This window comes from Algicola sagamiensis DSM 14643, from assembly GCF_000374485.1.
GTDB classification, from domain to species: Bacteria; Pseudomonadota; Gammaproteobacteria; order Enterobacterales; family Alteromonadaceae; genus Algicola; species Algicola sagamiensis.
In genome coordinates, this window is the sequence record NZ_KB894496.1 from 48,348 (window position 1) to 71,374 (window position 23,027).

Annotated in this window: 20 protein-coding genes; 12 read left to right on the plus strand and 8 right to left on the minus strand. The window is 42.6% G+C overall.

Annotated features, from left to right (window positions below):
* From C505_RS0110520 to C505_RS0110550, 7 genes are all read left to right on the plus strand, one after another.
* Entirely contained in the window at window positions 1–1,317 is a 1,317-nt protein-coding gene (locus tag C505_RS0110520) for a lysine N(6)-hydroxylase/L-ornithine N(5)-oxygenase family protein (protein WP_018692580.1), read from the plus strand.
* Complete coding sequence (locus C505_RS0110525) at window positions 1,314–2,501, plus strand: MFS transporter (RefSeq protein ID WP_018692581.1); 1,188 nt, start codon at window positions 1,314–1,316, stop codon at window positions 2,499–2,501. Before C505_RS0110520 ends, C505_RS0110525 begins: the two co-directional genes overlap by 4 nt.
* Window positions 2,494–4,905: a GNAT family N-acetyltransferase gene (locus tag C505_RS0110530; RefSeq protein WP_018692582.1), complete on the plus strand. Its 2,412-nt coding sequence runs from the start codon at window positions 2,494–2,496 to the stop codon at window positions 4,903–4,905. The genes C505_RS0110525 and C505_RS0110530 overlap by 8 nt, the downstream gene beginning before the upstream one ends.
* A gap of 49 nt (window positions 4,906–4,954) precedes the next feature.
* Window positions 4,955–6,082, plus strand: a complete 1,128-nt coding sequence (locus C505_RS0110535) for a heparan-alpha-glucosaminide N-acetyltransferase domain-containing protein (protein ID WP_157368964.1) — start codon at window positions 4,955–4,957, stop codon at window positions 6,080–6,082.
* Between the two features lie 125 nt (window positions 6,083–6,207).
* Entirely contained in the window at window positions 6,208–7,575 is a 1,368-nt protein-coding gene (locus tag C505_RS22070) for an MATE family efflux transporter (RefSeq protein WP_018692584.1), read from the plus strand.
* Between the two features lie 150 nt (window positions 7,576–7,725).
* Window positions 7,726–8,184 carry a hypothetical protein gene (locus tag C505_RS0110545; protein WP_040439750.1) on the plus strand — a complete coding sequence of 153 codons (459 nt, stop codon included), beginning with the start codon at window positions 7,726–7,728 and terminating at the stop codon, window positions 8,182–8,184.
* 230 nt (window positions 8,185–8,414) lie between these two features.
* Window positions 8,415–9,233, plus strand: coding sequence for an endonuclease/exonuclease/phosphatase family protein (locus C505_RS0110550; protein ID WP_018692586.1), 819 nt, complete (start codon window positions 8,415–8,417; stop codon window positions 9,231–9,233).
* A gap of 117 nt (window positions 9,234–9,350) precedes the next feature.
* Here C505_RS0110550 and C505_RS0110555 read toward each other — a convergent pair whose 3' ends face one another.
* Window positions 9,351–10,457: a flagellar assembly protein T N-terminal domain-containing protein gene (locus tag C505_RS0110555; protein ID WP_169337034.1), complete on the minus strand. Its 1,107-nt coding sequence runs from the start codon at window positions 10,455–10,457 to the stop codon at window positions 9,351–9,353.
* A gap of 136 nt (window positions 10,458–10,593) precedes the next feature.
* Here C505_RS0110555 and C505_RS0110560 point away from each other — a divergent pair, with 136 nt between their 5' ends.
* Window positions 10,594–11,076: an LPP20 family lipoprotein gene (locus tag C505_RS0110560; RefSeq protein ID WP_018692588.1), complete on the plus strand. Its 483-nt coding sequence runs from the start codon at window positions 10,594–10,596 to the stop codon at window positions 11,074–11,076.
* A 92-nt stretch (window positions 11,077–11,168) separates the two neighbouring features.
* Here the strand turns inward: C505_RS0110560 and C505_RS0110565 are convergent, their stop codons facing one another.
* The 3 genes from C505_RS0110565 to flgA form a co-directional block, all read right to left on the minus strand.
* Window positions 11,169–11,594 carry a flagella synthesis protein FlgN gene (locus C505_RS0110565; RefSeq protein WP_018692589.1) on the minus strand — a complete coding sequence of 142 codons (426 nt, stop codon included), beginning with the start codon at window positions 11,592–11,594 and terminating at the stop codon, window positions 11,169–11,171.
* 3 nt (window positions 11,595–11,597) lie between these two features.
* The gene (gene flgM / locus C505_RS0110570) at window positions 11,598–11,921 is read right to left on the minus strand and encodes a flagellar biosynthesis anti-sigma factor FlgM (RefSeq protein WP_018692590.1); all 324 of its coding nucleotides are present in this window, start codon (window positions 11,919–11,921) and stop codon (window positions 11,598–11,600) included.
* Window positions 11,922–12,012: 91 nt separating this feature from the next.
* Entirely contained in the window at window positions 12,013–12,738 is a 726-nt protein-coding gene (gene flgA, locus C505_RS0110575) for a flagellar basal body P-ring formation chaperone FlgA (protein WP_018692591.1), read from the minus strand.
* A 178-nt stretch (window positions 12,739–12,916) separates the two neighbouring features.
* On the opposite strand from flgA, the gene C505_RS0110580 reads away from it, so the two are divergent.
* The 3 genes from C505_RS0110580 (at window position 12,917) to C505_RS24325 (ending at window position 15,112) form a co-directional block, all read left to right on the plus strand.
* A complete protein-coding gene (locus tag C505_RS0110580) occupies window positions 12,917–13,846 on the plus strand; it encodes a chemotaxis protein (protein ID WP_018692592.1) in 930 nt (309 codons plus the stop codon).
* 21 nt (window positions 13,847–13,867) lie between these two features.
* Complete coding sequence (locus tag C505_RS0110585; protein WP_018692593.1) at window positions 13,868–14,704, plus strand: CheR family methyltransferase; 837 nt, start codon at window positions 13,868–13,870, stop codon at window positions 14,702–14,704.
* Window positions 14,705–14,935: 231 nt separating this feature from the next.
* Complete coding sequence (locus C505_RS24325) at window positions 14,936–15,112, plus strand: hypothetical protein (RefSeq protein ID WP_018692594.1); 177 nt, start codon at window positions 14,936–14,938, stop codon at window positions 15,110–15,112.
* 70 nt (window positions 15,113–15,182) lie between these two features.
* On the opposite strand, the gene C505_RS0110595 is transcribed toward C505_RS24325, so the two are convergent.
* The 4 genes from C505_RS0110595 to katG form a co-directional block, all read right to left on the minus strand.
* Window positions 15,183–18,152 carry a hypothetical protein gene (locus C505_RS0110595; RefSeq protein ID WP_018692595.1) on the minus strand — a complete coding sequence of 990 codons (2,970 nt, stop codon included), beginning with the start codon at window positions 18,150–18,152 and terminating at the stop codon, window positions 15,183–15,185.
* A gap of 118 nt (window positions 18,153–18,270) precedes the next feature.
* The gene (locus C505_RS0110600) at window positions 18,271–18,804 is read right to left on the minus strand and encodes a redoxin domain-containing protein (protein ID WP_026317886.1); all 534 of its coding nucleotides are present in this window, start codon (window positions 18,802–18,804) and stop codon (window positions 18,271–18,273) included.
* Window positions 18,805–18,818: 14 nt separating this feature from the next.
* A complete protein-coding gene (locus C505_RS0110605) occupies window positions 18,819–19,787 on the minus strand; it encodes an MBL fold metallo-hydrolase (RefSeq protein WP_018692597.1) in 969 nt (322 codons plus the stop codon).
* Window positions 19,788–19,934: 147 nt separating this feature from the next.
* Complete coding sequence (katG, locus tag C505_RS0110610) at window positions 19,935–22,133, minus strand: catalase/peroxidase HPI (protein ID WP_026317887.1); 2,199 nt, start codon at window positions 22,131–22,133, stop codon at window positions 19,935–19,937.
* Window positions 22,134–22,319: 186 nt separating this feature from the next.
* Here katG and C505_RS22075 point away from each other — a divergent pair, with 186 nt between their 5' ends.
* Complete coding sequence (locus tag C505_RS22075; protein ID WP_018692599.1) at window positions 22,320–23,006, plus strand: hypothetical protein; 687 nt, start codon at window positions 22,320–22,322, stop codon at window positions 23,004–23,006.
* Window positions 23,007–23,027: the final 21 nt, after the last annotated feature.

A 23,027-nucleotide genomic window follows, 5' to 3' on the forward strand; every position in this document is an offset into this window, starting at 1 on the left:
ATGAGTGCAGCACATTTTGATTTTATTGGTATTGGTATTGGACCTTTTAATCTAGGCCTCGCAAGCTTGAGTGAGCCAATCGACGGGCTCAACGGAATTTTTCTGGATAAAAATGAAGGATTCGATTGGCATCCGGGGATGATGCTTCAAGATGCAACGTTGCAAACACCGTTTATGTCTGACTTGGTCACGCTTGCGGATCCAACAAACCCGCTTAGCTTCTTAAATTACATCAAGCAGCAAGGCCGGATGTATTCTTTCTATATTCGTGAAAGTTTTTTCTTAATGCGAAAAGAGTACAATCAATATTGCCAGTGGGCGACTCAGCAATTGGGCAACCTGAGATTTAACACGCTTGTTGAGCATGTTGCTTATGATGAGCAAGCAAAACGTTACATGATTGCTGCTATATGTACCAAGACCAACGAATCGATTGAATATACGGCAGATAAACTGGTTCTCGGTACCGGACCGATCCCATATTTGCCAGAATGTACACAAGGCGTGGTTGAGAAGACCGTTCATTCTTCCCATTACTTGGATCAGAAAGCGCAGCTTCAAAAGCAAAAGTCCATCACCGTTCTTGGCAGTGGTCAGAGTGCAGCTGAGATTTTCTATGACCTGCTTCAGGACATCGACACATACGATTATACGTTGAATTGGGTGACGCGTTCCCCGCGATTTTTCCCATTGGAATACACCAAACTCACACTGGAAATGACCTCGCCTGAATATGTCGATTATTTTTATGACTTGAAGTCAGAAAAACGTGAAAGCTTACTGCGTAATCAAAAGCATTTGTATAAAGGAATCAATAGCACACTGATCAATGATATTTTCGATTTGCTATACACGAAACGACTTTCTTGTGAGCCTAAGGTTAATCTTCTTACGAATACGGAGCTGACAGATATGTCCCGTGATGGTGAGACGGTGACATTATCGTTTTATCATCATGAACAGGAAAAAGCGTTCTCGATGAAGACGGAAGGTTTGGTTCTCGCTTCTGGTTACCATTATGTGCTGCCAGACTTCCTGTCTGGCATTAGCCAACGCATCCGTTGGGACGATCATGGTCGCTTTGATACGCATCGTAACTACAGTATCGATAAAGAAGGAAAAGAAATTTATATCCAGAATGCTGAGTTACATACGCATGGTTTTGTGACGCCTGATCTTGGAATGGCATGCTATCGAAACTCTTGGCTGATCCGTGAGATCACCGGTGCTGAGCATTATCCAATCGAAACTCAAATTGCTTTCCAGCATTTTGGCGCACTTGATGAAGAAGTCTCTGAAGAGAAGGCGACCGTATGAATCTCAAATTCAGTTTGATTTTCCTAACGGTCATCAGCGTGGTGTGTGACACCATGCTGCTTCCTTTCTATCCGCAGTTTTTCCAAGAAGCATTTGGTGTCACTGCGCCGGAACATGTTGGATATTACATTGCCGCATGCTGTTTTACGGTTATGGTGACCTTTCCACTATGGGCGCAAATTGCAAAGCGCATTCATGAAGTTCACATTTGGGTGTATACCCAAATCATAGCGGGCTGTCTTGGCCTTGCGTGTTACTTCAGTACTTCATTGATTGAGTTTTGGATAGTGTCGCAAACAATGCTGGTTTTTAAGGCCAGTTACTTGCTGATCTATCCATTTGTATTGAGATTGGAGGAGAAAGATAAACACCTTGGCGTGGTTGGTTTATTTTCAGTCCTGATGCACTTTGGTGCAATCGGTGGTGCATTGCTTGGTGGTTTTACCCTCCAGGTACTCGATCCAAGAGATATCTATTTGATCATGGCTGGTGGAGATGCAGTACAGGTGATATTGAGCCTATACCTCATCAGGCGATTTCAATTCCCGTTTAAAGTTGAACAAAAAAGTGCACAGGAAACGACAGATGACAATCAAGCGGGTCATTTCCTGCTCAAGCTTGGGGTTGTAACTCTGATGTTTTACTTTAGCTTCTTCCTGATCCGTCCGTTTTTTTCAAGTTATTGGGAAGCCTCAACGGGGTCTCAAAGTGAGGTACTCACTGGGATTGTCTATTCCATCGTTGGTTGGATGGCACTGGGTTGTTTACTTTGGGGACATTTCAAGAAGAAAGAAGTACCACACAGACAGCGGATATTACTGGCATTTGTCCTGTGTATTTCAGGATTGATGCTTCAGTCAGTGGATAACTGGACAGTGGTCATTTTGGGTCGTGTTTTCTTTGGCTGGGCGTTGTATGAGATCACAGTCCGACTCGAACTGTTGCTCTTTGAAGTTAGTCAACCTGAAAACTATGCAAGCGACTTTAGTAAGTTGCATTTATTCCAGAATGTGGGGGTGTTGCTCTCATCCTTTACAGTTGGCATCCTTGTTCGACAATTTGATTATCAAATGACCTTTTACACGGCAGCAATTGGATGTGCTGTGACTGCGCTGATGTTCTACATCCTTTTTGTCAAACCAGCACCACAATCTTTACCGATGAAGGAAGCGACCGATGGCTGATGTCTCTTTTTCAAAAATAATCGAGGGACTTGGAGAAGTTCAACTTCGTCCGCTGTATGTTCCTGACGATATTCAAACGATCCAGCAATGGCTGAATCAATCTTATGCTCATTATTGGGGGATGCTTGAAAGCTCATTTGACGAGATTGCTGATTTTTATCAGAACTTAAATCAAAGCGGTCATTCATTGGCTTATCTTGGTTTTTATCAAGGTGAACCTGCATTTCTGGTTGAATGTTATGACCCGAAGCATGATCAGGTGGGTGAGCACTATGATGTGCAACCAGGTGACCAGGGGATGCATATCCTTCTTGCACCACCGAAGCAGAAAATTCCAAATTTCAGTTATCACATTTTTTGTTCTGTCATGGACTTTGTGTTTTCACTTCCGAATGTGAAGCGGGTGGTTGTAGAGCCCGATCACCGAAACCATAAGATCCATACCTTAAATAAGCGCGCAGGTTTCCATCATGAACGTGTGATCCAGATGGGTGAAAAAACTGCATATTTAGCATTTTGTACGAAACAACAGTATGCCCTTGCATTGTTACAGGAGCAGTCTTCTATGTCATTCCAATCAGCGTCATTCCAATCAACGTCATCTCAATCACAGCTGACGCCGCAACAAGCAGTTGAAGTTATCAAGCCGGACGTATGGGCGAAAGTGAATCGATACCATGTTCGCAAGGCAATTTCCGAATTAGCGCATGAACGCGTGATCACACCGGAAAAAATTGGTGAAGTCGACCAATGGCAAAGTTTCCGTTTAGAGACAGACAACCCAGATGTGCATTACTTGTTTAATGCTCAGATCATGGCGTTAAACCACTGGTATATTGACGCACAAAGCATCATGAAATATGAGCAAGGTGAACAGGTGAATTTGGACTCTGTTCGCTTTGTACTGGACTTCGCACCGACGCTGAAAATAGCACAGGATAAATTGCCAATTTACTTGGAAGAAATCTCGAGCACACTTTATAGTGCAGCGTTTAAAGAAGAAAAAGACTTTTTAACCGCAGAAGCGCTGACGAAGGCAACGTTTCAGGAAGTCGAAACATCCATGAGCGAAGGTCATCCATCCTTTATCGCGAATAATGGACGGATTGGTTTTGATGCCCAGGATTATGTGCAGTATGCCCCAGAAGCAGCATCCCCAATGCAGCTGATCTGGGTCGCTGCACATCAACGTCGCGCACATTTCTCAGTTGCAGAAGATATCAGCTACGATGCTCTTTTTGAGCAGGAACTTGATATCACTTTGCGTGAACATTTTAATCAGCAGATCCGTGATGCAGGTGCGGATCCAATAGATTATGTGTTGATCCCGGTACATCCTTGGCAGTGGTTTAACAAGCTCGTACATATCTTTGCATCTGATATTGCCGCAAAAGATCTGATTTGTGTTGGTTATGGTGAGGACCAATATTTTGCCCAGCAGTCGATCCGTACCTTCTTCAATATCAGCAACCCAAGCAAGTTCTATGTAAAGACAGCCCTGTCGATTCTGAATATGGGCTTTATGCGTGGTTTGTCTGCTTATTATATGAGTGCAACACCAGCGATTAATGACTGGGTGTATGAACTGATTCAAAGTGATGCATACTTTGAAGAGGTTGGCTTCTCAGTGATCCGCGAGCTTGCCGCAGTTGGGTATCGCCAGCCTTATTATGAGCATAAAGCCATTGGCAACAGCCCATATAATAAGATGCTCTCTGCATTGTGGCGAGAAAACCCGATGAATCGCTTAAAAGAAGGTGAGCGATTAATGACCATGGCGTCATTACTTCATGTTGATCCAAATGGTGATGGCGTCTTACCAGCGATGATTACTTCCTCTGGTTTAACGACGGATGCATGGTTGAAGCAGTACTTCTCAGTGTATATGAAGCCATTACTCCATTGTTTCTATCAGTATCAGTTGGTATTTATGCCTCATGGCGAAAACCTGATCCTGCAATTTGAAAACAATGTCCCAGTCAGGGCGATCATGAAAGATATTGGAGAAGAAGTTTGCTTAATGGATACGAGCGAATCGCTACCGGAACTTGTCCAGCGGATCGCATGTGAAGTACCTGATGATATCCGTCTGTTGTCTATTTTTACGGACGTCTTTGATGGTATTTTCCGTTATCTATCGCAGATTCTGTATGCTGAGATGGAATATCCACAAGAGAAATTCTGGGCATGTGTGGCAGAAGTGATCCGAGAATATCAGAAAACTCATCCACACCTTCAAGAGCAGTTCGACAAATTTGACTTGTTTGCACCGGAGTTTGCATTGTCTTGTCTCAACCGCCTGCAACTGGGGAATAACCTACAAATGGTCGACTTGACGGATCCTGCGAACAGCCTAAAGTTTGCCGGAAATCTGGATAACCCGGTTGCACCTTTTCAATCTTAATACTTATAAAAGACAAGGTGCCTTGTGAGATGGCAGACAAGGCGCCGTTATGAAAAATAATAAAGGTACCTACAAGATGAACACACCAAACAACCGACTGTTGGCAATGGATATTGGCCGTGGTCTTGCCGTCGTAATTATGATTTTGATCCACACCCTTTGGATGTATGGTGATAAATTTACTCAAACTGAATCCATGATTGGACAAGTCATCCATGTCATGGGTAAAAATACCGCAGCTTTTTTAGTGTTGATGGGCGTCTCCCTCATGTTGTCACGAAAAGTGACAATGCAAGCTATTATTTTCCGTGGCTGCGTGTTGCTAGGCTTAGGCTATATGATGAATGCATTGAAGTTTCTGGTGCCCATTCTTGTTTTTAAAACGATGCCAGAAAACTTTATTGGGGCCTATGGCTGGAATTCTCCTTTATCTTTCGAGCAATTGCGGTATTTATTACTCACAGGGGATGTTTTACAACTTGCTGGTTTTTCTCTTCTATTGCTCGCTTTTGTCCGTCACTTTGTAAAGAACAAATATTTTTTATTAGTGATTGCTGTGATCATTGCTTTTTCGGCAAAAGAGCTGAGTGGTTTTCGACTTGGGATCTCAGGTGTGGATTATGTTTTCGATCTGCTTTGGGGCAATCAATACAACGTTTATTTCCCTGTCTTCCCTTGGATCTCTTGTATTCTCGTGGGAATGTTTTTTGGTCAGCTTTACGTTGAAAGTGGTAAAAACGAAACGCTTATGTATCGCAGAATGTTGCAATATTCCCTCGTGATGATCCCACTTGGTGTTGCTTTGTGTGTCTATGACTTCAAATACCATTTTGGTGATTTTTTCCATACAGGCGCAGGCGGTATTATCTACCTCGCTGGATTTAACCTTCCGATACTATGGTTGATGAATAAACTGGTCCATCAATATGACTGTCCTCGATTCTACGCTTTTATGCGCTACAGTAGCCAACGTGTGACATCTTTATATATCACGCAATGGGTTCTTGTATGCTGGGGAATGGGTATTGTGGGGTATAGCACGTTAACTGGTGTACAGGTGTTGGCACTCGCCCCTGTGATGATGGTTCTGACCTACAGTGTTCAATGGGGTCGTGAAAAACTCGTTGAAGTTATCAAGACACAATGGAATAAGAATGATGTTGTGACTGATTCTTAGACGATGCCGTTGACCTGATTTATAAACAATCGGGCGTGTCAGACTTGAATTCAATCAATGAATTCGTTTTAATGCCTCAGATTTAGCGGAGAATTTTCTCCGCTTTTGTTTTTTAGAGGGTGGCCATGTCATCAGAGCGTACTGAACAAGATCAGGCGTTAAGAGAAGGGAGTATCTTCAGGCTCTTTTTGCGCTACACCATTCCGACGATCGCCGCGATGGTCGTGACTGGCATTTACAGTGCAATCGATGGGATGTTTATCGGTCATGTCCTTGGTGAAGATGGACTCGCGGCGATCATTCTTGGTTATCCAATTGGTGCTGTGCTTTATGCGGTTGGCTCCATGATTGGTATGGGTGGTGCAACACTGGTCTCGATATATTTAGGAGAAGAGAAAATAGCCAAAGCACGAAAGGTCATCGGCGTTTCGTTTAGTTTGTGTCTCGTTTTTTCTGTTTTATTGGCTGTTGTCGGAATCGGTGGTGGTGGGTGGTTGCTGAAATGGATTGGCGCAGAAGGAAAGGTGCTGACCATGGGGGTGGATTACCTGTTTTGGTATTTTGCGATGGGGGGATTTGCTGTCATTTCTATGGCTTTTACATCCATCCTTCGCAATGATGGTCAAGTAGCCATGGTGACTTGGATCTTGATTATCGGCGGGGTGATGAATGTGATCCTCGACTGGTTATTTATTGTTGTCTTTCCTTACGAACTCTCCGGCGCTGCTGTCGCGACGATGCTTTCCCAGGCGATCACCGCCGTCCTTGCTTTGTCTCATTTCTTCTGGGGGAAAACCCGCTTAAGGCTCAGCTTGAAGACGCTATCTTTATGCTGGTCAACCAGCAAGGATATTTTAAGGTTGGGTTTTTCGAGCCTTCTGATGACTTTGTATATCTCCCTCGTTTTATTGTTTCACAGTAAAGCTTTTCTTTGGGTAGGGCAGTCGATCCATCTGGCTGCTTATAGTGTTGTTGGCTATATCGAGGCACTGTTTTATTTTGTTTTTCAAGGAATTGCACTTGGGATCCAGCCAATCACCAGTTTTAATACTGGGGCAGGGCTTCATCATCGTGTGAAACAAGTTCGAAATCTAGCATTTGCTGTCACGATATTCGTCTCTGGTCTGTCTATTTTTGTGCTTTATGCGTTTCCAGAATACGCCGTGCGGTTATTCACTGGAGATAACCAAGCGCTTATCCCGCCGACACTTCATGGGATGACATTATATTTCTGGGGGATACCATTTGAAGGACTTGTCTTAGTTGGCGCAGCGTATTTTCAGTCAGTCAATCAAGTCAAAGATGCAAATATTTTGACGATGGGTAAAATTCTTCTTTTCCCAGTGGTTCTGGTTGGCATGGCTTCACAATATGCAGTAGATGGTGTTTGGCTGGCATTACCAATCTCCAGCGCTGTACTCGCATTGTGGATGCTATATGCCTTAAACCGTCAGGAAACAACCACCTTACCACAAGCGCCACAGCAAGCGTGATGAATGGTTCATGTCCGCTGATATCTGAATGATATAGGCGATCATTTCGTTTGATTTGTTCATTTTTTGTATTTGGTTTTCATTCAGTTTTGTCCTTTAGTATGTACCTCAGGTTTTTTACGTAGGTCATGAAAAAGAACAAACTTGCATGTGTACTCCTTAGTTCTTCCATTTTCGTTGCTTGTGGCGGTGGTACTTTACTATGCATTCGACAAGCTTGATACACCACAGGTGCTTTCGAATCCGGTGGGTATGACTGCACCAAAGCTTTTTGGACAGGCAATGGCGGTGAGTGGGGACGGGAACACACTCATGATTGCAGACTCGCCGAGTGTGGTGGTTTATTCAAGAACTCTTACGAATGAGTGGCAACAAACAGCGCGTTTACCTGTTGATAAACGAGGTGCAATCAGCACACATCGGCTCAACGAAAAAGGAAACTTCCTCTTGGCTTCTTCTCTTCTTCTCAAGGCAGGATTCGTACACACAGTGCGGATTTCCGGAAGATGGCAACCTTTAGTTTGGCAATTAAATATTAGGAAGTTAGATAAAATAGAACTTTTTCATTATTTCTGGTTACTAATAAAAGGATTGTGGGAGAAGTATTAGCCGTAATGACTCAAATTACTTATTACTTAAGTGGTTTCTTGGATGTAATTTTTTCTTCATGCTTTTCCGGAAGATATTAATGGATTTGGCATATGAAGAAATTATATCAAGGCGGGGTCGTTATATATGAAAACTTTTGGAGCAGTATTCTGGGAGATCGTATTGGATTCTATATATCGAAATAATGTCCCCACTACTGGCCTCAATGTTTAAAATTCTGAGAGGTAAATATGTTTCCTATCCAAGGCTCGAATGTTGTCAGAGCTTCAACTGAAAACCAACTTGATAGTATCAACAGAGTAACGGATGAGATTAGTAAAAAGCTAAGTGATCACCTTTCGTTTCAAAAAGAAGGTAGAACAACTTGGAATGCTTGGGCTCCGGGAACAATGAATGGCTTTATGAAAGGCAGAGAATCGTCATCAGAGCAGTCACAAAGATTTTCTCTACAGTTGGAGCATATCGAGAAACTTTTAGATGCACCAGGTAATGATGGCATTGTTGGTATACAAGAAGCAAGCATGAAAGAAATTGATAGAATTAAAGATATCAAGCCTGCTTATCATCAAGCTATTGCTGCGAAAGCTGGACGAGAGAGTTTTGCGAACGTTATTTTTCTTGATACTAGTAAATACAGCCATCCCTCTGAGCCGTTACAGTTAAAGTCAATTGATAACTTAGTGAGCAGGCATAAAGATCGACAAGGAAATGAGATAAGAAACGAGGGACGATATTTAGCGATTGAAGCAGATAGAAATATTGACGGTAAAAAAGAGCTTATTGTGAATGTTCACCTAACAAGTGGATTGAATTATAATCATATTAATCAAGCTTTTAAGGACATTATTGCTGAATTCCCAAACCATGACATTACCATATTAGGTGATGCAAATGCTGACTTGAGTAAAGCTCAGGTTGGTTTTCAAGAGCTAAACACCCATGAAAAAAGTGTCAGTCTGAGTACGAGTACGGATGGGTGTCAGCTGTTTACAAATAATGGACCTACTAGGAAAACTACAGATTTTATTTTAGTAAGTAAAAACATTTAGCCTTCTTCCATAAATCATTGAGCAATTAAAAAGAGGTGGCTTTTCGCTACCTCTTGCAAAGCTTTTAATACTCTTTAGAAGTCTGTGAATACTCAGAGTAATTCTTGATTCATAAGATTATTGATCCACAAGATAGTCACCAACCTGAACATTACCAAGAAACTTACTTCCTACTGTCCGAGCAATTGCGGTGTTTGTGTAGACCTGTTCAATCTCAAATTCTTTATTCGTTGTAATATGTCGTGGCAATTTTTTGCCTTCATGGTCAATAAAGTCGGCATTATGCATCAGGTAGAGTAGCTGACCCTTATTGACGCCATGAATCGATCCTAAATCAATACTGACTCGGTTGTTTGCCAAGACTTTAAGAACGGTTCCGCGAATGGACTGACACATCAAGACATCATCGACACCACGGATCGTGTTTTCGACACTGCGGGTGATCTCGCGGCCATACGCAGAATTCCAAAAAGCACCACTGCGTAAATCGATATTGCTATAGATATCCTGAGTCCAAGGTGCGCGGCCGGAAAATTGTTGATTAAAGATCACTTCTTCGGAATCATGAGGCATCATGGAAACAGTCATCCGGAAAAAACGATCATATTTTTTATCCTGCCATATATACCACTTGTTCGTTTCTTCTTTATCCAGGCTGATGTCATCGATGGTAAACCTCAAGCGATAACTGGCTGCTGGATAATGCTTCGGATTGAGTAGTACGGCATACTTTGCGAATTGGCGAAACTGTTCTGTTATCGCATTGCCTAGATATTTGGGTAGGCTAAACAGGTTGCCTACACGAGCTTGCTCGCGGTTTGCCAGGTGAATGGATTCAATGGAAACCGTTTTTTTAAACTCTTGGGAGCGGCAAAGTCTCTCTTCGGGGAAAATATCCGTCTGGATAGTAATTTGATACAAGTCCTCAGAATAGGTTTCATGTAATACCTGAAAATCCCGCACACTCCCAAAAGAGCGAACTTCCAGCGTATCCTGTGTGAGCAGACCATTCGTCACTTCCTGAAGAGATGTGACAGACGCACCAGCAAGTAATAAAGCTTGCTTAAAGGCATCGCGGATCGCTTTTTCCCGGGCAGTTTCTTTATCACCATCGTAGATGATGGCTTCCCCTGTTGTTTCATACCACTCGGCAGAAGCTGAATAACTCACGAAGCTGAACAACAGAACCAATAGGGCAGGCATAAGCGAACTGCGACAATTCATAATTTTGACTCCTCTCTCATTGGTCTGGTTTATGCATTTCCTATACCAATTTAAAAGTTTTTCATCATTAAACATTTTTCGGCCCGAAATTTGCTTTGAAAATGCCATATGAAGAGTCATTGTTGTGGAGTATACAATGTTAAAAGCGAAGCACCTCAATTTGTGGATAGTATTTTTGTCGATAGTTTTGATGCTGACTCAATTGGTCGGATGTACACAGGTTTTTGATAAGCATGTGGAGTGGGAGCACGAAAAGCCAGATGAATATCCCATCTTACGCGCTGTTGGTTACGCACCAATTCAAGAGCAGCGGGGGAATACGGATACGCAAAAACTGCTTAAAGCTATCCGAGCATCAAAACTGAATGCTTACCGAGAGCTGGCAGAACAGGTTTATGGTCAGAAAATTGACGCAGATACAGAGTTGAGAGAATTGATCGTTCGTGATGAAAAACTCAAGGCTTCTGTTCGAGGTATTGTTCGGGGTGCGAAAGTGGTGAAAAGCTATGCCGTTGAAAATGTGTATACAACGGAGCTGGAACTCGACTTTCAACGTGTTTATGACATTTATGTCTCCACAGCTAGGCCGAAGAAATTTAAGCGTGCGGTTTATTATTAGGGGATCCTGATTCTTTGTGAGGGAAAGCCGCATGATCATTTAGAAATGAGCATGGCAATCTGAGAAAAAGTTCAACGAGAAATCGATCGATTTTAAGCTTTGACACCTTTATTGGAAGGATTGACCCTTGCTTTTCCTGCTTTATCGTAGGTCATGCCGCGTGTTCTGCCTTGTGCTTCGAGGAGCATGCTTTGCAGGCGGTTCATCATTTTTTGGTTTTCTTCTATCATGATGCCATTCACTTCGTTTTCTTCTTGGCAGTGCTGCATCTTGGCTTGTACATCAGAAATTTTGTCTTTGATTTCACCTTCAATGATGATGTCGCTTAAGAGGGGAGCGAGTGCTTGATCTTTGGTTTGAATTTGGTCCAGTAATACGATTTTGTTTTGAATGGCTTCTTCGAGAAGCTCGACTTCACGAGAAATGATTTTTTCCCGTTCTAAAATGAGCAACTCGCCCAATTGTGTCAATTGTGCGAGTTGTTCGTCTAACAATCTGAGAATGGCTGTACTATTCATTGCTTATTCAAAAAGGTCCTTTTCGAACTGAGCGATCTTCGCTGCTAGTCGTTCAGGGTTAATTGAGTAATTACCTTCAGCGATTGCCTTTTTGATATTGGCAACTTTTTCTTGATTCACTGTCGGTGCATCATTTGCTTTTTGCTGTAACTTCGTCAACTGTTGTGCATTTGGCGTCAACGAGACAGAATCCTGGCGCGGAGCGCTTGGCGCCTGCTGTGACTGTTGTTGCACATTTTGTTGTTGAGCCTGTTTTTGCTCAGCCTTATTGTTCGCAACTTGTTGCGAATTTTGGCCTGTATTCAACTGATTGATATTTATAGCCATTGTTACGTACTCCACTACTCAGATCGTATTTACTGTGATTTCTTAACGGCACCAAAACAAAAAACTTTAGTCTTTTTTAAAATTTCTTGTATTAAATTTTCACTTGAACGATCCCAGGGGCTAGAACAATAGCGTTTACTTTACGACCAGAACGTGAGTTCTGGACATAGACGGATTCGCCTTTCGTCCCATCACCAAGAGCTTTACCTGAAACCTTTACACTAAATTTAGCATTTCCAGCAATAATTGTAACGCTTTCTCCCTTACAAACAAGGCAGATATCCTTCATCGTGATTGGCTTGCCATGGGGAAGGCGTCGCTTTGTTTTCGCACCAATGAGTAAATTCGGGTCCGTAATCGGGCTTGCACGCATCGACATTTTATCAATAGGGGTGAGTATTAAATGATTTGAGCTGATTATTTCGCCACGACTCAACATGGTTTTTGTCGTTAATGTGTGAACCATCCAGCGTAGCTTGACGGTAATATACAGATACCATTTTGGTGTTGCTGGGCAAGTTACTTTTAAAGTAATTTTTTGCTGGATTTTCGATGTTTTTCCAGATTGCTGAAACAAAAACTTCTCACAATTGGGGAGTTTTATCCGGCTATCAATTGGGTAAACCTGGGCTTCGACTTTCTGGTCGGGTGAAAGTGTGGATAATAAGTCTTGATAAATAAATTCAGAGGCACTTGAAACAAGGTTTTGTTTTATTTCATTAAAATTTGTAGCTTGGCCAGGAATTGCTATAATGCCACCCCCCAGAATAAGGGTGAGTCGAATCAAAATGAAGAAGTGTTTTTTCAGGTTACCCATTTTTTGCCTGTTTTGACTATGCTTAATCTAATAAACAAGGTTTCATTCACGCGTCAGTTTATCCTTTAAGGACAATACGCGTACTTATTCCATCGTATCAGCCAGTAGGAATTCGGTTGATAAGAAAGACAATAATGTGGCAAGCAAGAAACGTTCCTAAATGACGCCGGAGTGAGAAATGTCGAGTATCTTAGACTCAGTAAATCAGCGAACACAACTGGTTGGGGCCAACCGACTCGAGCTTTTGTTATTTCGCCTGAGTGGAAGACAGCGCTTTGGGATTAACGTCTTTAAGGTGCGTGAGGTTCTACAATGTCCCCAATTGACCATCTTACCGAAGCGTCATCCTTATGTAAGAGGAATTGCCCATATTCGTGGACAAACGATTTCGGTCATTGATTTGAATTTGGCTGTGGGTGGTTCCTGTACTGAAGATTTGACGGATAGCTTTGTCATAATTGCTGAATATAACCGATCAGCCCAAGGCTTCCTTGTTCATTCTGTTGAACGTATTATTAATATGAACTGGGGCGCAATCATGCCGCCACCCCAAGGCTCTGGCCGTTCCAGCTATTTGACAGCTGTCACGGAAGTTGATGAAGAGCTTGTTGAGATCCTGGATGTTGAGAAAATTCTTGAAGAAATTGATCCATCTGATTCCGGCCTTTCTGAAGAAGTCGCCACAGAGCTGAGTGATGAGCCTGTGACCGAAAAACTGATTCTGATTGCGGATGATTCAGCAGTGGCACGTTCGCAAGTGAAAAGAGCTTTAGAACCACTTGGCTTCCATATGGAGCTTGTTAAAAATGGTCGGGAAGCATTGGATTTTCTAAAAGAAATTTCAGGTGACTGTCAAAAATCCGTCACTGAAAAAGTTGGGTTACTGATTTCGGATATTGAAATGCCGGAGATGGATGGTTATACATTAACGGCAGAAGTTAAAGCAGATCCAATTTTGAATCCACTTCATGTCATCCTCCATACTTCTTTAAGTGGTGTTTTTAATCATGCAATGGTAGAAAAAGTAGGAGCGGACGACTTCATCGCGAAGTTCCAGCCTGATGAGTTGGCTGAAGCGGTGAAAAAATGGACGAGTGTCGATGATTAATAATTTTGGAGAATAATCTCTGTGGCAGCAAATAAGCGTCTCGATGAAGCTGAGTATAATCAGTTTCGAGATTTCCTAGAACAACAGTGCGGTATCGTTCTTGGAGATAATAAGTTGTATCTTGTAAAAAGTCGCCTAGCTCCGCTTATGGCACGTTTTGATGTGCCGTCACTCTCTGAGTTAGTCCAAAAAACCTTGAGTCCATCTTCAAGGCAAATACGATCGGCTGTTATTGATGCAATGACAACGAACGAAACCTTATGGTTTCGAGATAACTATCCTTACGACTTACTCAAGAATAAGCTTTTTCCTGAATTGGAAGAAACGAAGCGTGGCAATGTCAAAATTTGGTCGGCAGCAAGCTCTTCGGGACAAGAACCTTATTCTATCTGTATGACGGCGGCAGAATACAAAGCCTCTAAACCAGGTAGTCCACTCAATGTCAGTGTCCTTGGGACAGATATTTCCAATGCGATGCTGGATCATTGTAAAGGGGCTGAATATGATGGGCTAGCACTTGCACGTGGTCTCTCGACAGAACGACGAGATAAATTCTTTGAAGATTCGGAAAATGGAATGATGCGTGTGAAACGCGAAATTCGTACGATGGCAAACTTTCGTCATATGAATCTTCTGGACAGTTACACGTTACTTGGCAAATTTGACATCATCTTTTGCCGAAACGTCCTGATCTACTTTTCTCAGGAAGTGAAAGCGCAAATCCTCAGTCAATTTGCGCAGTCTTTGAATCCCAACGGATACCTTTTCCTTGGTGCCTCAGAATCCATGTCTGGGATCAGCGACGATTACAACATGCTCCGCTGTAATCCAGGGATCGTTTATCAGAAAAAAAGTTAAGCCAGTCGGGGGCATGACGCCCCCATATTCCCTCAATTTTATTATTTTTACTCCGTGATAAAATGAATCGCTTTTGATCCGTATTGAGCTATGGTAGCGTTTCTATGAAAGTCGGTTTATCAGTAAACAGATCAGAATCATGAACTTTTTCTGAAATCAAGTCATTGTGTTTGAATAAGCTTATTTTTCCGTCTTCAATATTGGGCAATTCATTCGTTATGAGGAAATCATATGTCAGGACCATTCCGGGTCGAAATCGTTGAACAAGAAGAAGCAGCGCTGTTAAAGGAAAGTGAAATCGTCAAAATCGATATCGAGAGCATGTCAGCAGAGTTTATAGGCCAAGTCATTAAAGAGAGACTTCAAAAAGCTTCAGACAAACAAATCACTGTTCAACACGTTGAATAGCAATCATTCATTGCATGGACCTATGGATATGAAGCGACTGATGGGACAGCCGCTTCATTCACATATCAATTTAATCTTCCACAATGGCAGAGGGCAGTTCGTACTCTCCTGCTTGCATAATTTTTTCTCCATAATCAAAACCGATTCTGAAGCGGAAAACTGCAACGGGTGAAAGCGTGCTTTTAGCAAGTTTGGACATAGAACGGCTCACTTTAGACTTTAACTGGCTAATTTGCGGGTGCCTTGTGTGGGTCACAAGTCCAGTTGTACTGTCTTCATCAACTGAAATCACAGTATCTGAATCTCTGTGATAAAGAACGCGACCCGATTGGTAACCTGTATGGCCAGGTTGTGAGTTCCCCCATAATTTCTCTCCACTTGTTGCATACTTGTACTCTAAAGAAACTGGCAACGTGACATTACTATCTGCTTCAAAGAGTAAGGTCGGTTTTTTATCCAGTGCTTGAAATGCAGTTTCAACTGCCTCGGCCATCTCAGAAACACCATGGCAGAGTAAAACGGGGTCTTCTTCCGTGACAACACCAATGGCAAAACCCGCAGCACATCCAGCGACATTAGATGTTATATCGGCGGCAAGCCATCCTGCAAAGTCCGCTTTATCACGTGTGGCTATTTCAACAAGGTAACTCCCAGATGCAGGTGTTGCTTTTAAAGCGATTTCTGGTTTATGGATTTTACTTGGGCTTTTCTTGGCAATTGCATGGCTCATTTTCCATAGGTCGAGCTTAGACTCTAGCCCAGCTGTAAACTTCTTGGCATAAATATTAAAATCAGAGTGGTACTTCCATTGTGTACTCTTCACTGATTGGAGTTGGAAAGGTAGCTTTCCTGCATGCTTACGAACAAGACGTGGGGAAAGGTCAAAACCAGTTTTGGAGAATTGGCTATTTTTAACTTGTGGAAGCTTTGCTACTGACATCTTTATCGCATCACGAAAAGCAACCGAAACCCACATGGTTGGCATATTACAGTCTGTTTGTTCATCAGTTTGGCAATAATTATTCTCTGATTGTTTCCATGGATTGCCTTTCATCGCTGGACTAGGCGTTGAGATGGCAATTTCCAGATCGATTTCATCACTAATAAATTGCAATTCTTCGCTGGTAACATCTAAACCAAGGCGCATCAAGAAATTGAATTTTCCGCCTGCGGCAATATGATCATTGATTGTGTAGTAATTGGGCCAACCTTCCAGTTCAGCAAAAGTATTATTTGCGAATTTCACTGCCACACGATCAACAGCTTCATGACTGGGCAGGTGTGTTAAAAGATTTTCAAAAGAAGTCTGATGTAACGACGTTTCAACTAACACGGCATCTCGAAAGCGAGCGCCTGCATCACCTTGGACAGCGCAATGGCTTATATCAACCTCAAAAATTTTACAACGCCACCAATTGACCATATGCCCAAGCTCTTCGTAGTAAAACTTCGCGATATCTTCCTCTTGTGAGTCAACAAGGTCACGATTTAAAACTATCATGGCATGATTGTTATCATACAAAAGCCCAGCAGGTCGTTGGCCGAGGACATCAGAGCTGACCCAGTAAGCAATTCGTTGTGCTTCATAGGCAGGATCTACAATCACTTGATAGATCTCTTGAGTGATCTCAGCCTTTGTCCAATGTTGATAAGTTGGATTTTGCTTTGCTGCATGCGTAAAGTCTTGCCCAAAACTATGCGTAAAAATTGCTTCGAGGGACTGTAAAAAGTGAGAGCTATGGCTTGCTGAGATTAGACTATCCATTGAAGGCAATTCAAAGCTAAGTGGATTGATGGCATCACGAAGATATTGAACATTGGCAGGCTTGAATTTGGACCGGAACCTTTCAGCACTGTCAAAACCTGCGCGCCAAGGATCATAAGGTACAGTATCACTTTGAGCACGGACATCAACGATGCCATCATAAGGGATCTTGAGTACCTCTATTTCTTGATTATTTTCGCGCCATAACCCAGCTTGGCGAATGCTTTCTATCACCTCATCGCCGAGATCATTGATAGCATCGGACACAATATCTTCCAGTGCTTCCCCGACGGTATGGTCTTCATTCAGGTCAGTGAGTACATCGTGCAAAAATTGACGTGTACCGGGGCTAAGGGCTGAATCTTCAGTTGCAAGCTCTATACCACCCTCGACAGCTTCTCCCACAGGGCCTGCAAGCCCAAGTAACATTCTGCGGAGGTTTTTACTATTCGGATGGTTAGCATATTCCGCAATATGTCGAACCTCTGGTCCTATAAGGGGGATGTCTTCAACTGCATGGAGTAGCACATTTTCTGGTGATGTTTCTTCCATATAATCTTGAAGGGCTTTGAGATAGGCTTTGTGGTCTGCTTCAACACTATTCTCGTACCCATTTTTGAGTGATTTAAGCTCAGCAAGTGATTGACTTTCTTCTCTGAGTAAAGCAACAAAATGAGTTTTATCATTGTTGGCCCAAAGTTGATGTAACTGATGCCACTGTGAACCTTTTGCATGGGCAATCATGGCTTTGGTGACTGCAATTCTGTCTTCTCTTTCTTTTTTCAAAGCGTCATAGGTTTCGTATGCTGCATTTTTTTGGCTTTGAAGGATAGGGCAAGCAATTAGACCAGGAAGGTTCCACCAAGGAAGCTCACAAGTGAGATCGGCTTCAGTCTTTTTGATCGTATAAGTTTGGTAAAGCGTATCAATCCGTGAGGGATACTGATTATCTTCATCGACTTTTTGGACTTGCCAGTACTCCATTTGCCTAAACAGACGTTCCATATGCCGCAATTTCGCATCAATCAAGCCTTGTACGATGGCTTGACGATAAGAAAAAGTGTTTTGTGACTCTTCAGTTGGGCGAATGATATTGTAGTCATAGATGTTTGTCTCTAGGTCTGTCACTGACTGACCATCATGAGAGATAAATAGTGGTTTTGTTTCATTTTCCCAGTGATGATTTTCTATTTTGGCTAAACAAACTGGAGAAAAACTAAACCACAAGAGTGTACTGAATATGTAAATCTTATTTCTTATCGACTGAGCTGGCATATCAAATCTCCTTGATAGATTATTGCCAGCTACATTAGTGGAAGTTTATTACAGTTTTTTGAATGAAAAATGACTCAATTAACCCTAAAGTGCTAACTTTTTGGTTTTTTTATACGTTTTATTGATACGTTCCACGAATAGGGTAGTGATTGTCCGGATCTTTGATCCAAGCAAGACCTCTGCATAATGCACTCAACTCAGGTCGAACAAATGGGTTATTCGAAATATCTACGACATGCAATTCTTTCTTTTCATTAATAATAAATACGCCAGGTTCTGCAAAGGGGTGATCTGTTTCCTGAGCTGACCTTGGGTGCGAGATATAAACACCCAAGGCCTGCATTTGAGCTAGGGTTAACCCGTAGGCAATGGGAAAATTAATTTCAAGTTTTTCCAAGTGAGAAGTGAGTTGGGCTTTGGAGTCTGCGGATACCGCAACGACTTTCACTTTTGCTTGTTCAAACTCTGCTATATAGTCGGTGATTTCATTGAGATATTTTGTACATAATGGGCAATGTTGTCCGCGATAGACAAAAATGGCTTGCCAATACCCGTCTTCGGGTTCACCTAACAGGATCGTAGAGCCATCAAGTGTCGACACTTCAATGCTTTCAAATAGACTACCTGCGTGTACTTTATTTGTATTTATCATGACGTGATCCATATTTAAGTTTGAGGGGTAGCATCATTCGTATATAGGATGGGATACCAATGATAATGGTCACCGTCTTGTCTAATTTGTCCAACCCCTGGAAAAGATAAATGTGTTGGTGCAACTTTAAACCCTGTTTTTGCTGCATCAAGAAAAGCCTCTATGCGTTTTGGCGCAGCGGCCTTCGGATTGATATCAAATTTGATGGTGATATCCGGCTTTGAAAACTGTACAGGGGCAACATGCATAATGTCTCCCCAAAACATAAGTTTATCCTGATCGTTTTGTAACTGATAGAAACTGTGGCCTGGTGTATGTCCTCGCATTGGTATCGCAGTTAATCCATCAAACAGCTGCTTTTTACCGTCAAACAATGCGACTTTATTTGCTTCTTTATAAGGCATCAGCACTTGTGTTGCTTTTGTGAAACGTTGTTGAAGTGCTTTTGGTGCTTTTTCTTTTTCGCTCTGAGAAGTCCAAAATTCGAACTCCTGTTTTTCAATATGAATAGTCGCATTGGGGAAGACCCGTTTTTTATCTTTCGTCATTCCACCGATATGATCGAGGTGCATGTGAGTAATACAAATATCTGTAATGTCTTCTGGTTTAAAGCCTGCATTACTTAAGCTGATTGGTAATTTACCCAGTGTCGGCCCGTAATGCGGTCCTGTCCCTGCATCAATGAGTACTCGTTTTTGCCCGAGTAAAATCAAATAGGCATTCACTGATGTATCGATCGGGTTTTTTGCATAAGCATGCTTGAGTAAATGAGCGACTTTATCCTCTGGTGCATTCAATAGGCTCGTATTGAGTTTCATTGTTCCATCGGATAAAGCAATCACAGGTACACTGCCGATTTGAAAGTGATAGTAGCCGGCCTGAAGTTGTTGCTCCGAGTTGTTTTGTGTTGCAAAGACTTGGGTTGGCATCAGCCAAAAACTGAGTAGGGTAATTAATGTTGGAAAGAGGTATCGAGATTTCATTGTTGTTTTGTTCCTTGAGTAGGTTTTCATATTTTGTACGCATCAACCAAGATAGGCAAATCGAGCAGTCTTTCTTTTGTATTCAGCCTGTTAAACTCAAATAAAAAAGGGCGCATTGCGCCCTTTCAAGTCAGTTTATTTTCGTCGCTAATCAAATCGATCCGCATTCATCACCTTGACCCAAGCGGCGATAAAATCATTGACGAATTTATCTTTGGCATCCTCACATGCATAGACCTCAGCAATGGCACGTAATTGCGAATTGGAGCCGAAGATTAAGTCAACCCGGGTTGCAGTCCATTTCACTTGGCCGGATTGACGATCTTTGCCTTCAAAAGTCTCTGCGTCATTGGAAGTTGGAGTCCATTCTGTGCCCATATCAAGCAAATTGGTGAAAAAGTCATTCGTCAATTGCCCTGGGTTTTGGGTAAGAACACCATGCTTTGTTTGAGCATAATTGGCATTGAGAACACGCATTCCACCAATAAGCACAGTCATCTCTTTCGCCGTGAGGGTGAGCAATTGTGCTCGATCGACAAGCAACTCTTCCGTCGTGACACTGTACTTTTGCTTTGCGTAATTCCGAAAACCATCAGCGATCGGTTCTAATACATCGAACGATTCAGCATCTGTTTGCGCTGCGGTTGCATCCATTCGACCTGGACGGAACGGAACCGTGACTGAGCAACCTGCATCTTTTGCTGCTTTTTCAATGCCAGCGCATCCACCAAGGACAATCAGATCTGCAATAGAAATGGTTTTTCCATCAGATTGAGAACCGGCAAACTTTTGCTGAACTCCTTCGTAAGCTGCTAATACCTTTTTCAATTGTGTGGGTTGATTCACTTCCCAATCGATTTGTGGGGATAAACGAATTCTTGACCCATTTGCGCCACCACGATGATCAGAACCACGGTAAGTACCCGCAGATGACCAAGCCGTGTAAACGAGTTCAGAGACAGTCATTCCTGTATTTAGAATCTCTTGTTTGAGATTTGCAATATCACTATCATTGACCAACGGATGATTGACAGCTGGGATTGGATCTTGCCAGATTAAGTCTTCATCCGGGACTTCTGGTCCTAAATAGCGGCATTTTGGCCCCATATCACGATGCGTTAATTTGAACCAAGCTCGCGCAAATGCATCTGCAAACTCACCGGGGTTTTGTCTAAATTGCTCAGAAATTTTCCGATAAGCAGGATCTTCTCGCATCGACATATCCGCAGTTGTCATCATGAGACCAACTTTCTTACTGTCATCACCTGCATCAGGCGCATGATGTTCTGGAGCAAGATTTTTAGGGATCCACTGATTTGCACCTGCCGGACTTTTGCTCAGCTCCCAATCATAACCAAGCAGCATTTCAAAATAGGTGTTATCCCACTGGATTGGTGTGGGTGTCCACGCGCCTTCAATGCCACTTGTGATCGTATCACTGGATTTTCCGCTTTTGTAACTACTTTTCCATCCAAAACCTTGCTCTTCTATCGGTGCTGTTTCTGGGTCGGGACCAACATGTGCAGCATCACCTGCGCCATGCGCTTTGCCAAATGTATGTCCCCCTGCGGTCAAAGCGACGGTCTCGTAGTCATTCATTGCCATGCGGGCGAAAGTCTCTCGAACATCACGGCCAGAAGCAATCGGATCGGGTTGACCATCTGGCCCTTCGGGATTGACATAAATCAGGCCCATTTGCACAGCTGCAAGCGGGGCTTCGAGATCACGGTCACCACTGTAACGTTTGTTGTCGAGCCATTCCTCTTCAGTCCCCCAATAAATATCTTCTTCGGGTTCCCAGATATCTTCTCGACCACCGCCGAATCCAAAGGTTTTGAGGCCCATAGATTCAATAGCGACATTCCCAGCTAGGATGAGTAAGTCTGCCCATGAGAGGCTTTGACCGTATTTCTGTTTGACTGGCCACAGGATACGTCTCGCTTTGTCTAGATTTCCGTTATCTGGCCAACTATTGAGTGGTGGGAAACGTTGGTTACCATTGCAACCACCACCACGACCATCTGCCGTTCTGTATGTGCCAGCAGCATGCCAAGTCATCCTGACCATGAGGGGTCCATAATGACCGTAGTCAGCAGGCCACCAATCTTGTGAGGTTTTGAGAGCGGTTTCAATGTCTCGCTTCAGTGCTTGATAATCGAGTTTATTGAATGCATCCGCATAATTAAAATCCTGTTCGTAAGGGTTTGACTTTGTGTCATTTTGATGCAGGATTTTTAGATTGAGTTGGCTCGGCCACCAATCTTTATTTTGAGTACCACGTCCGCCAACACGTGTGTTTCCACCATGCATTACGGGACATCCAGAGAGTTTTTTATCTTCGCCCATCATATATTGCCTTCATCGGGATATGATGTATGTAGTTTAGTTTTTAGATTGAAACGATCCATCTTGAATTGATGAATATTAGCGATTGAATCGAATGTTGATTTGACTTGATTGATTTTAAATCAATATTTTTCTAATAAAATAGGGCTAATATATAGGGGAAGCTGGCATGGTGATATAAGTCCGATGAAAACAAAAGATTCATTATACGTTTCAAAACAACAAACTTATGAGCATTCAAGTGGTGCGGTGAGTTTGCTATGTGCTGCAAAAGAACTCGGCGTAGAAAAGCTACCACTATTGAAAGGCTCGCAACTGGAAGTGATCGGTGAAGAAGAGCTGACGCTGAATCAGCATTGCGAAAGCATAATTTACCGGATCACGAGTGGCTTGAACTGGGAAGAACAATCTTCGGAAAAGTTGAAATTAGCAGGTTATTCCATGCCCCATCATATTGTCACTGCGGCAACTTTACTGGCACTTGAATCAGAGGTTTACCTTGCATCGGAGTTTTATGACAATTCAATTAGTTATTTTTACCCTGATGCAGCTGGGCGACTTCCTAAGTATGAAAAATCAGTGCATCAATATGGACCAAAAGAACTGGAAAATGACGAGCGGCAAATGAGTGTTTTAGCCGTGAAGTTATTTGGAGCACCTGCTGGGCTACATTGGGTGATGAAACGGCCAGATGGGAGTCTGATGGATCCTGGCACGGGGAAAAACACACCGGATTTTCTGACATTAAATCAAACAATGCAATCTGGCTCAAATCGGTTAGTCTCGTATGAAGAAACTGGGATTTCAATTGTGCTAAAAGTAAAAGAAACGCAACATGAAGACTCGACGCTCAGTGAGGGGATAAGAGCGTAAAGCGTTATCGGACGCGCTTCA